The 13,130-nt window shown below is 31.7% G+C and carries 16 protein-coding genes; all 16 read left to right on the forward strand.

Translation table 11 applies throughout. The features are described 5' to 3' along the window. Positions 1-50 precede the first annotated feature (50 nt). The 16 genes from Q0921_RS17835 to Q0921_RS17910 all read left to right on the forward strand — a co-directional run bounded on the left by Q0921_RS17835 (position 51) and on the right by Q0921_RS17910 (position 12,988). A complete protein-coding gene (locus Q0921_RS17835; protein WP_299259285.1) occupies positions 51-1,307 on the forward strand; it encodes a helix-turn-helix domain-containing protein in 1,257 nt (418 codons plus the stop codon). A gap of 163 nt (positions 1,308-1,470) precedes the next feature. Then, on the forward strand, positions 1,471-3,030 hold the full coding sequence (locus Q0921_RS17840; RefSeq protein ID WP_299259287.1) for a fibronectin type III domain-containing protein: 1,560 nt from the start codon (positions 1,471-1,473) through the stop codon (positions 3,028-3,030). A 112-nt stretch (positions 3,031-3,142) separates the two neighbouring features. Then, complete coding sequence (locus tag Q0921_RS17845; protein ID WP_299259289.1) at positions 3,143-4,456, forward strand: tetratricopeptide repeat protein; 1,314 nt, start codon at positions 3,143-3,145, stop codon at positions 4,454-4,456. Positions 4,457-4,486: 30 nt separating this feature from the next. Beyond that, positions 4,487-4,993 (forward strand): hypothetical protein, encoded by a 507-nt coding sequence (locus tag Q0921_RS17850; protein ID WP_299259291.1) that lies wholly within the window; start codon positions 4,487-4,489, stop codon positions 4,991-4,993. Between the two features lie 118 nt (positions 4,994-5,111). Then, complete coding sequence (locus tag Q0921_RS17855) at positions 5,112-5,606, forward strand: hypothetical protein (RefSeq protein ID WP_299259293.1); 495 nt, start codon at positions 5,112-5,114, stop codon at positions 5,604-5,606. A 173-nt stretch (positions 5,607-5,779) separates the two neighbouring features. After that, entirely contained in the window at positions 5,780-6,805 is a 1,026-nt protein-coding gene (locus tag Q0921_RS17860) for a kelch repeat-containing protein (RefSeq protein ID WP_299259295.1), read from the forward strand. A gap of 34 nt (positions 6,806-6,839) precedes the next feature. Continuing rightward, positions 6,840-7,370 carry a peptidoglycan DD-metalloendopeptidase family protein gene (locus tag Q0921_RS17865; RefSeq protein WP_299259297.1) on the forward strand — a complete coding sequence of 177 codons (531 nt, stop codon included), beginning with the start codon at positions 6,840-6,842 and terminating at the stop codon, positions 7,368-7,370. A gap of 38 nt (positions 7,371-7,408) precedes the next feature. Then, positions 7,409-8,020 carry an SIMPL domain-containing protein gene (locus tag Q0921_RS17870; protein WP_299259299.1) on the forward strand — a complete coding sequence of 204 codons (612 nt, stop codon included), beginning with the start codon at positions 7,409-7,411 and terminating at the stop codon, positions 8,018-8,020. Between the two features lie 2 nt (positions 8,021-8,022). Beyond that, on the forward strand, positions 8,023-8,667 hold the full coding sequence (locus tag Q0921_RS17875; RefSeq protein ID WP_299259301.1) for a hypothetical protein: 645 nt from the start codon (positions 8,023-8,025) through the stop codon (positions 8,665-8,667). 9 nt (positions 8,668-8,676) lie between these two features. Beyond that, entirely contained in the window at positions 8,677-8,832 is a 156-nt protein-coding gene (locus Q0921_RS17880; protein ID WP_299259303.1) for a hypothetical protein, read from the forward strand. Between the two features lie 116 nt (positions 8,833-8,948). Beyond that, entirely contained in the window at positions 8,949-9,452 is a 504-nt protein-coding gene (locus Q0921_RS17885; protein WP_299259305.1) for a hypothetical protein, read from the forward strand. Between the two features lie 3 nt (positions 9,453-9,455). Then, positions 9,456-9,923, forward strand: coding sequence for a hypothetical protein (locus Q0921_RS17890; RefSeq protein WP_299259307.1), 468 nt, complete (start codon positions 9,456-9,458; stop codon positions 9,921-9,923). Between the two features lie 435 nt (positions 9,924-10,358). Beyond that, complete coding sequence (locus Q0921_RS17895; RefSeq protein WP_299259309.1) at positions 10,359-10,931, forward strand: hypothetical protein; 573 nt, start codon at positions 10,359-10,361, stop codon at positions 10,929-10,931. Positions 10,932-11,033: 102 nt separating this feature from the next. After that, the gene (locus Q0921_RS17900) at positions 11,034-11,555 is read left to right on the forward strand and encodes a hypothetical protein (protein WP_299259311.1); all 522 of its coding nucleotides are present in this window, start codon (positions 11,034-11,036) and stop codon (positions 11,553-11,555) included. A gap of 60 nt (positions 11,556-11,615) precedes the next feature. Further along, positions 11,616-12,218: a zinc-ribbon domain-containing protein gene (locus Q0921_RS17905; RefSeq protein WP_299259313.1), complete on the forward strand. Its 603-nt coding sequence runs from the start codon at positions 11,616-11,618 to the stop codon at positions 12,216-12,218. 230 nt (positions 12,219-12,448) lie between these two features. After that, positions 12,449-12,988, forward strand: a complete 540-nt coding sequence (locus tag Q0921_RS17910; protein WP_299259315.1) for a collagen-like protein — start codon at positions 12,449-12,451, stop codon at positions 12,986-12,988. The last annotated feature ends 142 nt before the right edge of the window (positions 12,989-13,130 follow it).

Below are 13,130 nucleotides of genomic sequence, written 5' to 3' on the forward strand. Positions count from 1 at the left end.
TCTTTTGATGCTTAATTCGAATAGTTTTGGTGAGGACAAAAAAAATCAAAATGGACATTCAGAAAAACCCGGGCAATAAAAATGCCATAGAAATTATTCGTAAACTTTTTACACTTTGCATAGTATTAGCAACTATAACGTATGCATTATATTTATCAGATAATGATGTCCGTATGGCTAAAAGTCTTTGGTACATTTTATTGGTTTTAGTGCTTTCTGTTTTTTTTGTGTTCATAGAAAAATTAGAACCTACGTTATTAGGTAATTATTTTTATACCTCATTTGATTCGGAGGTTGTTCCGAAAGCAACTTTGAAAAGTTCTTTAAATTTAAAGAAGAATAAAAGAGAAACAAATACTAAAAAAGAAGAACCATCTACACATAAAAAAACTGAGATATCAATTCCTTATCTGGATGAAGTTCTTATGGAGTTTGATGATGATTATTTACAAAATACACCTATTCAGACAATCACTATATTAAGTTACTTTGCAACCTCGCTTTTTGAAAAAAATAATGTAGATGATGTACTTTGGGATATTGTGGAAAACTGTATTTCGCACCTTCATTTAGAAGACTGTGTCATTTATGTGCTAGATAAAGAAAAGGAATATTTGATTCAAAAAGCTGCTTTTGGAAATAAAAATAATGGAGAGAAAAAGATTGTAAGTCCAATAAAAATTAAAATAGGGAATGGTATTGTTGGAAATGTAGCGAAAACCAAAAGGTATCAACGTATCAATAACGTAAGTAAAAATGCTTCCTATATTATTGATGATGCTTCTAGAATGTCCGAACTATCAGTGCCAATATGTATTGAAGGCAGTATTATTGGTGTCTTAGATTCTGAACATTCAGAAAAGAATTTCTTTACTAACGATCACTTGTTCTTGTTTCATTTAATAGCAAAACTAACAGAACAAAAACTAAAGCAAATATGCAGAAATACTTCAGCCTGTCATATAACAAATGATAATGCATATTATAAAGAACTTGAATTCTTAATGAAAGAAGCAAAGCTGTATAGAAACCCAAACTTAGGATTAGATAGTGTGGCAAGTAAACTTAAAATTAGTAGTAATTATTTATCTCAGTTGGTTAATAAATTAACTGGAAAAAACTTCGCGGATTATATAAATACATTTAGGGTAGAGGACGCCAAATCAAAACTCAAAAGCACTAGTTTTGCTAATTATACTATTGTTAGTATTGCTTTAGAATCAGGTTTCAATTCTAAGTCTACATTTTACGCTGCTTTTAAAAAAGTAGCGGGAATTTCTCCAAGTGTATATAGAAAAATGGGTTAAATATGTCCGGATTCTTTGAAATTCAAGCTTTCTGGATACTTTTTACTTCAATCTTATTTAAATTTATTTCAGGAGTATCTCAATAATCATATATGATTATTATAAGGGTGTTTCAAACATCTTTATAAAGGCTGATTTACTTTGGATAATAAATATGAATATGATGAGAAAAAATAATTTTTTACACCTATTTGTGATAATTACTCTAGTAATCATTAGTTGCAATAACGATGATGAAACAATTACCTTGCTTCAAAATGAAAACCCTGGATCTTTTTCTGTAGAAGTTACTGATATTACAGATAGTAGTGCATTATTAACTTGGGATTCTGCTATCGATCCTGATGGAGATGTGGTTACATACACGGTGTTTCTTGAAGAAACTGAAGTTCAGTCTGAAATACAAGAGACAGTATTCTTATTAGAAGGTTTTATTGAGCAGACAAGTTATTCAGGTAAGGTGGTTGCATCCGATGGGGAAAATGGTACGTCAGAGAGTAGTTTTACCTTTACTTTAGATAATTCTTCTAATGAGGTTAACATTGCTTGGCAAAAATCCTTAGGAGGTACAGGAAATGATGAAGCATATAGTATCTGGCAAACGAATGATCAAGGTTATATTGTAGCGGGTTCTTCAGAATCTGATGATGGTAATGTTTCAGGAAATAATGGGAATAAAGATTGTTGGATTGTAAAACTAGATAGTCAAGGTGATATAGAGTGGGAAACAAATATAGGTGGTTCCAATAATGAAACAGTTCATGACATAGCACAAACCGCAGATGGTGGATTTATTGTAGGAGCTTTTTCTTCTTCCAGTGATGGAGATGTATCAGGGAATAATGGTATGCGTGATTTTTGGATTGTAAAATTGAATGGATCAGGATCAATTGAATGGGAAAATAATATAGGTGGTTCTAGTGATGATATTCTCGAATCTATTATTCAATCATCTGATGGAGGGTATGTAGCAGTAGGGTTTTCTAGTTCGGATGAATTTGATGTAAGCGGTCAATCAGATGCCTGGATTGTAAAACTTAATGCATCTGGAGTTTTTCAATGGGAAACAAATTTAGGAGGTTCCCAAAGAGATATTGCTTTTTCTGTGGATCAAACTACAGATCAAGGGTTTATTATAGCTGGCTATACAGAAACTGGCGATAATAAAAGAGATATGTGGATTGCTAAATTAGATGCTATAGGGAATTTTAGTTGGGAGAACTCATTTGTAGGCACTGAGAATGAAGAAGCAGAATCCATAGAACAAACTTCAGACGGAGGTTACATAATTTCTGGATATTCTGGATCTAATGATGGAGATATTGGAGAGAATAAAGGAGGTAATGATGCGGTAATCATTAAAACTGATATGGCTGGTAATATGCAATGGAAAAAGATCTTTGGTGGCACTAGATCAGAAGGGATAAGTGATATACACCAAACCAATGATGGAGGATATATTGCTATTGGAAGTTCTAGTTCTAATGATGTTGACGTAACAGATAATAATGGAGCTACAGATTTTTGGATTTTGAGATTACAATCTAATGGAGATATTGTATGGCAAAAAAACTTAGGTGATGAAGGAGATGATTATGCTTTTTCTATTCAGGAAACATCAGATGGTGGTTTTATAACTGCCGGAACTTGGTATACTAATATCATGGGAAGCGGAGAAGGAACTACAGGAGATTTTGACTATTGGGTGATTAAGTTAGAATAATTATAGGAGTGTTGTAATGATTAGGTTTTTGTCCAATTGCTTTTCATTACTTGTGGGTCCTCATTATCTAACCTAACCGCAGAGATGAGGATCCTTTTTTTAAATTTATGATATGAAACGATTTGCATTATTTTTAGTATGTACCTTTTCTACTTGCTTTTCAGGATTCTCTTGTTTTTGGGATTATGACACTATAGAAATGGAAAGAATACAATTCCCTGATGTAATTGAATTAATATCTGGAAAGTTTTTGAGACACTCACCAGAGTTTTATCAATGGAGAATACAAGATAGAACCCTTAAACTGATGAAATCTCCTGATAGTTTAGAACTATACGATGATCTTGCGGTTGCATATTCAAAAATTGGGAATGACTCAAAAGCAATTCAGATTATTCTGAAAAAAGATAGTATTGCTCCAAAAAATTATAAAACATACGCCAATTTAGGAACTTTCTATATCCATAACAACCAGTTCGCTAAAGGTATAGAGTATATTGATAAGGCAATTGCTATAAATCCAGATGCTCATTTCGGAAGAGAGATATATCAAAGGCATCTAGTAGAATACGTGTTAAGTAGGATGAAGAATGGAAAAATCGTGCTGCCTTTGTCTATAGATTTCAGCCCTAGTTTTGAGCGTTTCCCTCGGCATAAATTAAATAATTTTTACACTTTTTTAGCTAGTAAGTATAGTAACAAAACAGGAACTCCTTTAGAAAATAATCTATTACCTAAAGAAGAGCTTGATAAGGCTATTAAAGGCATTATAGGAATGATGAAATTTGGTAATTATGATTCGCCGGTTTTGTTAGAAGCATTAGGAGATTTATTGATAGCTAACGCTTGGAAAAAAGGAGCAAGGCAATTAGCTGCAAGAGCCTATTTTAAGGCTTCTTATCATAGCAAACAACCAAAAACAAAAAGTATCTATGAACAAAAAGTTGCGTTTGCACTGTATCATCAATACACAAAAAAGGGAGGAGATAGGTTTACTGCACGGGAGTTAGAAGAACTTTTGAAACAAGAAATAGCAGAAGGAAACGATTTTTATCAAAGAATTCGTAAGGATGAAATAGAATGGATACAACTTGGTCAAAACCCAGAAGAAGAGTTCTCCAAAAAATATTATCAAGAGCCATCACTTGGAACACGAATTCAGGAAGCAAATACTTCAATAGACATAGTTGAAAATAAGTATCAAAAATATAAACCAGATGAAGTGACTGATCTAAAATTATTGTCTAAGGATACTATTTTTTTGAAGGACACCCTCGAAAGTAAAAACGATACAATAATAGCAAAAGAACAGGAGACAATAGATAAAAATCAAGCTAACATGCCTACGATAATTTTCTTCATCCTTCCTGTTGTTATTATCATTTTAGTGTACGCTATTAAAGTTTGGGGAACAAAGTTTAGGTAAAACCCTTTTTCGAACTAAATATTACATAAAATGAGGTATATAGTATTAACCACTTTATTAATTGGCATTTCCGCATCCCGCGCGCAACACTGTGTTTGGGACCTTACATCAATTGTAATAGTAGATGTTCGCGAAGCTGAAACAAGAGAAACAATCAATGGATTAGATATTCAAGTAACAGATTTTAAAGGAAATTCATATGTAAGAGAATCCTATGGAGAAAACGAAACGAATACATTGATATTTACTCAAAACCCGGACAAGATCATACAGAAACGTCCTAATTTTATAGAATTCCCATTATGTAATGATTGTTATGTGCTGTTTGTTTTTGGATACTCTGCAGAAATGAGAGAGAAGTTTATAACGATAAAAGATACTAATGTTAAGAGAAAACAACATTTTGAAACTAGAGTTGTAAAAATTAAACCAGAAAACATTCAAAACCTTTGTAGAGGAGGAAACATTTGGAATAGTAGAGACCTTGTTGAAAAAGTAAAAATTAGAGTACGATTAAAAAAGAAAACCCTCCCATAATATAATTTCTTTAGCAATGCTTAATAGTATCCGAATTCTTTGAAATTCAAACTTCTCGGATATTCTCTATAGAACTCTTGTCTACTTTTATTTGAATAACAATAAAATTATATTAGACATGAAAAAACAAATTAAAAAATTAGCCTTATTGGTTTTTATGGGATTAATAGCATCTTGTACACAACCAGAACTCGAAATTAGTGAAGAAAACGTATCAGAATCAAAAATTGAAATTATTCAGGATGGTAAAATGTGGGGATTTCCAGGGGATGGTGAATGGCAAAATCCAACAATATTGGGTGTTTTTGGCCCCTCTAATGTTGATGCACTTAAAAATGCTACCTATAACTATGTAGCGAACCCAAATGCATTAAAACAGATACCACCAAATCGAAGAGGGTTCAGGATAAGAATTTCAAGAGAAAACACCTATTCTTCTAGTGGTTGGGAGACTGCTTTAAACTGGCAAGAACTACCTTCTAGTGTGGTTACTTTAAAATTTCCTTCTTATGGTAGCTTATCGACTACAAAATGGAAAATAGAAATGTCAATGTACGATAAATCTAGTATTACTACTTTTGGTTATGAGAAAGAGGTTACGGTGAATAATTAATAACGTCTACTAAATTACTGAAAACCACCTAGTATTTGCCTGTAAAGTTATTTGCAGGCATTTTCTATTGTTTGATTCCCACAGTTGTCCGAATTCTTTGAAATTCAAACTTCTCGGACACTTGATTTAATTACTCAACTTACTTTTGGCTATAATATTAAAAAATTACTGCTATGAAAAATAGATTCAGAGTACGACATATTTTTAACCTTTTCATAATCCTTTTAGTTATTTGTAGTTGCGAACCAAATGAAGATGATGCTAAAAAAGAAATTTCTCAAATGTCTTCAGAAAAAATGTTACCAGCTGATGGATTTAATTTTTCAAATATGGTAGTGAATCAAGAAGCCCCATATGGAGGAAGAGCAGCTCATACTTCGGCAGTATTTGAGAATAAAATGTGGATGATTGCTGGTATACAAAATCAATTTACATATAATGATGTTTGGTGCAGTAAGGATGGTAAAAATTGGGAAGAAGTAAATCCTGATGCAGGGTTTAAGGCAAGATATGGCCATGCTATGACAGTAGCTGAAAATAGCATGTGGATTGTTGGAGGTACTCAAGGAAACCAATATTTCAATGATGTTTGGCGTAGTAAAAATGGAAAAGAATGGGTGCAAACTGCAGGAAACGCTCCTTTTTCTGCTCGTAGGTGGCATACACTAACAAGTATAGAAAATAGAATGTTTTTGATTGGAGGACTGAGTAATAATTTTGATATAAAAGGAGATATATGGGTAAGTAGTGATGGTATACAATGGAATCTGGTGACTAATCTAGCTCCATTTGGTAAACGTTATGGTCATGCGTCTGTATTATATGATGATAAAATTTGGGTTATAGGAGGATATGACAATAATGGGAACTACTTAAATGATGTTTGGTATTCAAAAAATGGTTTTCAGTGGAGCTTAGCAACACCAAGTGCAGATTTTCCGATAAGAAGGAATCACGCTTTGGTAGCAAACAAAAAAGGAATGTGGCTTACTGGAGGAATTGATGCTGGTAATGTTTATTATGATGATGTTTGGTTTAGTCAAGATGGGATTGCTTGGGAACCTGTGAATATTAAGAAAAATTTTCCAGCAAGAGGATATCATACTTCTTTATATTTTGATGATAGGCTCTGGGTTATTAATGGTTTTAGTCTTGAAAATGATGCGGTTTATTTTCAGGATATATGGGGATATCAATAGTACCGTAATATTCCGAAATCTAATAAGTTTGGATATGAAGTTAACTAAGCTTTTAGTGGTTTGTCTATTAGTCATGAGTTGTAGTGATGATGATTTTTCGATAGATCAAACCCAACCATCTTTTACTATTACACCAATAGCAATGGATCAAGTTAGTTCGTTTATCGCGTTTGGAGAGTCACTAACACCAACTCAACAAAACCCCGCAATTGAATACTTTACGAGTCAATCGAATATACAGGTGCGATCTGTTTCAGACGGTGTCGTAGAAGATATTAGATTGAATATAAACATTGACGATTTTGAGGTATGGATAAAACCTAATAATAACTCTCGATGGTTGATTATCTATGATCACGTATTAGACATAAATATTTCTATAGGCGATCAAGTAAATGCTGGTCAAACCATAGGCATTATTGGTATTGGAAACAGAACGGAACTTCAGGTTAATGATGATCAGAACGTAGCGCATTGTCCATTACAATTTGGAACGCAGAGTTTTGTACAACAACACATTAACTTTTCTGAAGATTGGTGTATTGCAGAAACGGTTATTCCTTAAATAACATTAAATAATAATTAATAACTAAAAAAAATGCTATGAATTTTAGAAAAAAAATACTTTTTATCTTGTTATTGTGTCACAGCTTTTTAAGTGCACAGCAGGAACATTCTATATCGGTTATAGGAGAAACTAACAAAACGAATGAAATTGAAAATTATATTGTAAATGTAGAATTTAGAGAGGTTATAGGTGATAATTATAGAAATATAAAAGGTAAAACTACAAGTGAGTTAGAAAAAGAATTTGCCGCTGCTTTAAGTAAAGTCAATATCAATTTTAGCCGTTTTGAAGAGGATCTAATGTATCGTGTTACTTCTTATGCATATACTACATCTTCTTTCTATTTTTATAAAACAAGCTCCTTCGATGAAGTAAAAAAAATTATAAGTCAAAAAGTAGAAGGTGTTACCAATACAAGGGTAGATATTATAGCTAAAGAAATGACAAATGAACAAATTGCAAAATTAAGTAAAGAAGCGATAGATGATGCTAGAAATACAGCAAACCAAATAGTTACTAATATTGGTCGAAAGATTGGAAAAATTATTCAAATCGATAACCCAAATAACAAGTACAAATATTATAATAGTGTGGCGGTAAAAGAGCCAACAAAATACTATGTCAAGGTTACTTTTTCGCTAGAATGATTATGAAGAAAATAGTTCAAATAAGGTCAAAAGTAAAAAAGAATAAGACTTTATTAGTTTGCTTATTATGTTTCTGTGGTATAGCTTGTAATAGTCAATCAGTAAATTCAGAAAAGATTTCAGGTATACAAACCAAAGCAAAAGATACCCTTAAGGTTAGTTATACCTATTGGTGGCCACAAAATGGTCCTTTTATTGGCAACTGTGGTGAAAAATATAGTTTAGTTTTTCTAGGAACTATTAATGAGATTTATGAAAAAATAGAACAGCAACAGTATACATCTCAGATAGGAGTTATAAGAATAGATGAAGTACTGATCAAAGAGGAACTTAAGGACACTAGGTATGAAGAAGAGGTGTACTTTACTTCAGATTGTTTTGCTCAAGTTGATGTTAAGAAAGGGGATAAAGTTATTGTGTTTTGTTATGAATATGAAGGTAGTAATACTATTCCTGGAGGAAAATCTATACTAAAAATAGATGGGCAATCTGATTCTAGGGTTCAATCTATTAAAAAGTATATTCAATCTGATCAAAACCCTTTATCCATTGAAGATGATCTTCAAATCTGGAATCAAATACAACTGGGATCCGAACTAGAACAAATTATTTCTTGTAAAAAACTAATATCTAAAAGTAAATTCTAATGATAGAAGATGAGTTTTTGGAAGATGCTTTTACTCGATTTTAATTTGGATAATGATCAGATATTAGATGAGATTAACGAAAGCGGAAAGGAATGGATCAGAGAACGAATAGGTGCAGATGTTAGACAACTTATTTTAGACTTTTACGAAAAAAAAGATTCATAAAAAGAAGGCTAATCATTGTTTAAACATGTAGTAATAATGCAATTAATTTAAGCAAGTTTTTCATGCCTCATATCAATAAAATAATAAGGTCAGTAAGCATACTATTCATATATTTTATGAGTGTCCCTTTTCTTTTAGGACAGCAAGATCATAATCTTTATATAGAGAAAAATATTAATATTAATCTTGCTTGTGGAATGGCCTATGGAATACAAGGTGTAGCAATACCTCCATATACCTTTAAGGTATCTGCAGGTATAGAATATACCATTGGTAAAGGATCAATATATGCTTTACCTGGAATTTCTGCAGGAATTGCTCCAGTCATTTTTTTTCATTTTGAAACGGGAATAAGGTATCGATTTATGACTATTGATTATAGTATAAATTCTTATAAGACTAAAGAAGGTGAGGTTGTACGAAGGTTCAGTAACGGAAATATTAATTTGGGGCTTCGAATTAAGCTAAATAAAAAGAAGCAGGATAATTTGTTCTTATGGATAAAAGCAGGGAAAAGTATTTCTGAAAAAGGATATGATGAAGAATTTCTACCAATATGGAATGGGTATAATGCAGAAGTAAGAATTGTATATAAGCCATATAAATTATTTAAAAAGTAACAAATGAACACAAAACTTTTGATTTGTATTATGGTTATGATTTGTCAGCATCTTTGCTTTTCACAAAAAGAAAAAGGATTTGCAAATCGAGAAGAAATAAAAGAGGAATGTCAACAAATAATTAATGATTTTTCACAAAAAAACATTGCTGCTGGCCTTATTAAAATAGGTATGATGTGGGTTTTCACACGAGATGAGTATAAATATATAAATCAGAGAACAATGGACCACTTTGATACATTTGAAGTCGAATATGGAGCTTTAATTGGAAATAAGTTGGTGAAGGAAGATGTAATCGAAGATTTGATTTATATGGTAACTTATGTCATAAAATATGAAAGGAGTGGTGTAATAATAAAGTTTACATTTTATAATGGAAAAAATGACAAATGGTATCTGAATGACTTTAAGTGGGATAAGGACTTACTAAGGTTGTTTAAAGAAAGTAGGAAAGAATTTACAGAATATTGAGGAATTTTATAGATTAAATGAAAAGCATTATACACTATCCATTATGAGTCAGAATTTTTACTCCTCTTAATTTTTGTAATCTAAAAACTATAGCTAATGGAGCAATAGATGTGTTAGCTATCTTTAGTTGGAGATCGCTAAGGGTCAAATAGACAGTCTGTAACATAATTATAGAAAACCAGGCATTCTAGGCGCTACAAAAGTTCAATACTATTTATAAATACTTCCAAATTCGAAAATTTATTATTTCCTTTTGATTTAAACCATTCACCAAGTGACCCTTTTTAGAAGTATAAAGAAACTTACTATCACCTGTTGTTTTAGTCATCTAAATACGTCCGAATTCTTTGAAATTCAAACTTTTCGGATATTTAAAATACACTCCCTCTTTAAGTTTGCTTCATTAACATAAAAAACTTTTATAAAATGAAAGCAATGAAAAATTTAATTGGATATGTAGTGATCTTATTACTATCAGTAAGTATCATCTCATGTGAAGGAGAAGACGGAGCTGTTGGGCCACAAGGTGAACAAGGAATTGAAGGTAATCAAGGACCACAGGGTGACCAGGGAGATCAAGGGGATCAGGGGGATCCAGGAACAGCGAATGTTGTATATTCTGATTGGATTCCGACTGATTTTCCAGGAGGAATAGATACTGATAAAAGTATGCTATTATTAAGTAGTGGAATTGCATTTGATCAAGATACTGATGTTGTTTTGGTATATGGTCGTAATCCAGCCAATGCTTTGTTTTTCAATGTCTATAAACTTCCTTACCTTAATATAGATGATGAAGAGTTTTATAGTATAGTACTGGGTCAAGGGAGTGGGTTCGAAACTTTGCGGGTTGAGGCCAGAACAACTGATGGACTTTTAAAAGCGTTTGGTTTTTTTGATGAATTTAGATATGTGATAATCCCTGGAGGAGTAGCTGAAGGGAAATCAGCAGCAGATTATAAAAACATGTCTTATAAAGAAGTTGCAACCCTTTTTAATATCCAATAATCGCCCTAGAATAGTAATCTAAAATTCCCCGAGCTTTTATCTCGGGGTTTTCCAAATTTTCGAAAGGCTTGAATTTATAGTATCTGTTGAAAAGAGTATTTTATGAGTAAACAAGTACGGAGGAGTAGAACTTCATTTTTTATTACTGAAGAAAGGAAATATAAATATTCAAGTAATTGGCGAGTGATGGTTTTGAGTCTATTAATGTTCGGGGGCAGTTCATTACTTTTTTATTCAAAGGCAGTCAATAATGATGCAAATGTTTTTTATCGAATGTTATTCTTATCGTCAATTATAATAGGAATAATGATTTTGTTTGGAATTTATTTTAGAATAAAAAAGACAAATTATCTAATAATAGATGACTTTAAAATCATAATACCGCTTTTAGGTTTTAGAAGAGAATTTACGACAATACCTTTTGTTAGCATATTTGAAATAAACGAGACTCAAGTGAATAATGGTCATGTACTAACCCTTTATTTTGAGAATGGAAAAAGAAATATTGTTAGTAATTTATTATCCAACAAGAATGAATATTTAGAAATAAAAAAATTGATTTTGACAAAAATAAATGAAAGACCAACATCTCATAAAAATGTATTAAAAAGCATTTTACATTAATTTGTAAAAAGAAAACAATATTACTATCATTTTGCTGTAAATCATTAAAATAGAAAGAGTATGATAATTTATGGAAGTAAAGCAGTTTATATAAAATCAGAACAATCTAAAAAGTCCATTTGCATAAGTTGTGGAACTCAAGGTTCTTTAACGTTAAGTGTATTCAGAAGACATGCTCATATTTTCTGGATTCCGTTATTTCCAATTGGTAAAAAAGGAATGTCTCAGTGTCAGCATTGTAAAAATGTCCTTAAAACTAAAGAGATGCCAGAACCTATTAGAAAGGAGTATGATATCTTAAAAAACAAGGCTAAAGGACCTATATGGCAATTTACAGGATTGGGTATACTTGTAGTTTTGATTGCCTGGGGGAGTTATGTTAATGGGCAGGATAAAAAGCTGGAGACGGAGTATATAGTATCACCTATGGATGGTGATATCTATGAATACAAAATTGAAACAAACAGCTATTCTACTTTAAAAGTAACTAGTGTTTCTAAGGACAGTGTATTTGTGTCTCCTAATGAGTATGAAATCAGTAAAAAGAGTAGAATTTATAAAATTAATAAATCTGAAAACTATTCTGAATTCTCCTATGGAATTTCAAAGGCCAGACTAAAAGAGATGTATGAATCTGGGGAAATTTTTGACATAAATAGATAAGGGTTTACACAAAGGTTTGGCGACTTCTAAATCCAAAGTTTAATTGTTTCTATTGACTTGCGGGGTACACTATACCTTTTTGTTTAGAAATATATCAAATCAATCGACACAAATAATTTTGCTCATCTAAATATGTCCGAATATATTGAATATCAAAAATATCGGACATGTAAAAAGCAACCTATATCTAAGTTTGCCTTATAACTTTTAAAATTATAAAAATGAAAGCAATGAAAAACTTAGGAAAAGGTATAATGTTAATAATGATTTCATTACTGATCTTTTCATGTTCTGATGGAGAAGATGGAGCAGTTGGACCTGCAGGACTGAATGGGGTTGATGGTACTGACGGTACTGATGGAGAGACAGGAACAGCCAATGTGATTTATTCTGATTGGATTGATTCTGAGTTTGAAGAAGATATAACTGATGGATTTGATTCATTTAGTATTTCTGCTCCAGAATTAACTCAGGAATTGATTGAATCAGGAACGTTATTAGTGTATGGAAGAATTGATAATGGTACAGTGTATCAACTTCCTCTGGTGCTTTATGGATTTATAAATGAAAGCTATTTTGTTAGAATTATTGAACCAGGTGCTTTTAGTCTTGGCGTAGAAGGTGTGGCGTCTAATAATATAGGAGCTCCTTTTTTCAATGATGTTTTTAGATATATTATAATTCCTGGTGGTTTAGCTGCAGGGAAATCAACTGTTGATTATCAAAACATGTCTTACGAGGAAATTGTAGAACATTTTAATATTAAATGATAATCTCTATGAGTTAATAGCGCTTGATTTACAGTATATAAAGATCCCTCCCCCCTTTTTTTTATAAATGTTACCTCATCCCTATTAAAAGGAACGGTAAACTTTGATTTCGAGGTTTACTGTTCTATCTATAATTCACTAA

The organism is uncultured Aquimarina sp., assembly GCF_947496855.1.
GTDB lineage: Bacteria > Bacteroidota > Bacteroidia > Flavobacteriales > Flavobacteriaceae > Aquimarina.